We start from the raw sequence: 1722 nt of genomic DNA on the forward strand, positions 1-1722 counted from the left end.
TTAGTTGGTTTCGGTCATGGGGATGCGGACGCCGCGTTCGTGGGCGACTTCGATGGCGCGGGGGTAGCCGGCGTCGACGTGGCGGATGACGCCCATGCCGGGGTCGTTGGTGAGGAGGCGTTCGAGTTTCTGCGCGGCGAGCTCGGTGCCGTCGGCGACGGAGACCTGGCCGGCGTGCAGGGACCGGCCGATGCCCACGCCGCCGCCGTGGTGGATGGAGACCCAGGTGGCGCCGGAGGAGGTGTTGATCAGGGCGTTCAGCAACGGCCAGTCCGCGATCGCGTCGGAGCCGTCGGCCATGGCCTCGGTTTCCCGGTAGGGGGAGGCCACGGAGCCGGAGTCCAGGTGGTCCCGGCCGATCACGATGGGGGCCTTGACCTTGCCTTCGGCCACGAGCTGGTTGAACAGCAGGCCGGCCTTGGCGCGTTCGCCGTAGCCGAGCCAGCAGATCCTGGCCGGCAGGCCTTCGAACTCGACCCGTTCGGCGGCGGCGTCGAGCCATTTGTGCAGGTGGGTGTTCTCCGGGAACAGTTCCTTGATCGCCTTGTCGGTCACGGCGATGTCCTCGGGGTCACCGGAGAGGGCGACCCAGCGGAACGGGCCCAGTCCCTCGCAGAACAGCGGACGGATGTAGGCCGGGACGAAACCGGGGAACTCGAACGCCCGGTCGCAGCCGCCCTTGCGGGCCTCGTCGCGGATCGAGTTGCCGTAGTCGAAGACCTCGGCCCCGGCGTCCTGGAACTCGACCATGGCCTGCACCTGCCGGGCCATGGAGGCCTGGGCCTTCTTCGTGAACCCTTCCGGGTCCGCCTCGGCCTCGGCGTGCCACTCGGCCACGCTGATGCCCTCGGGCAGGTAGGACAAAGGGTCATGCGCACTGGTCTGGTCCGTGACGACGTCGATCGTGATGTCCCCGGCCCGGTGGCGGCGGAGCAGTTCGGGGAAGACCTCCGCGGCGTTGCCCACGTAGCCCACGGACCAGCCGCGGCGCTCGTCCTTGGCCTTTTGGACCTTGGCGATCGCGGCGTCCAGGTCGGTTTCGACCTCGTCCAGGTAGCGCTTGCCGGCCCGGCGGCGCAGCCGGGTCTCGTCCACGTCCACGATCAGGCAGGCCCCGTCGTTCAGGGTCACGGCCAAAGGCTGGGCCCCGCCCATGCCACCGCAACCGCCCGTCAGGGTCAGCGTCCCGGCCAGCGGCCCCTCCGTGGAACCCGCGGCGGCCGGGGCCCGGTGGCGTCCCTCTGCGGCAAGCTTGTTCCCGACCGCGGCAAAGGTCTCGTACGTGCCCTGCAGGATGCCCTGGGTGCCGATGTAGATCCAGGACCCGGCCGTCATCTGCCCGTACATCATCAGGCCCTCGGCCTCCAGGCGGCGGAACTCCGGCCACGTCGCCCAGTCCCCCACCAGGTTCGAGTTCGCCAGCAAAACCCGCGGCGCCCACTCATGGGTGCGGAACACGCCCACCGGCTTGCCGGACTGCACCAGCAAGGTCTCGTCCTTCTCCATGGTCTCCAGGGTCCGGGTGATCGCATCGAACGCGGCCCAGGACCGCACCGCACGGCCCGTGCCCCCGTACACGACCAGGTCATCCGGACGCTCCGCGACCTCGGGGTCCAGGTTGTTCATCAACATGCGCAACGGCGCCTCGGTCTGCCAGCTCTTCGCGGTCAGCTCCGTACCCCGGGCAGCTTTGACCGGACGCGCTCCGGTAGTGAAATCGGC

1 protein-coding gene is annotated in these 1722 nt (G+C 69.7%); it reads right to left on the bottom strand.

The annotated features are described in order from the left end of the window. Positions 1 to 1722: urocanate hydratase (locus HNP00_RS22835; RefSeq protein WP_184742004.1), on the bottom strand; the 1722-nt coding region annotated here is incomplete at its 5' end.

Origin of the sequence: Arthrobacter sp. AZCC_0090 (assembly GCF_014207375.1) — a bacterium.
GTDB lineage: Bacteria > Actinomycetota > Actinomycetes > Actinomycetales > Micrococcaceae > Arthrobacter.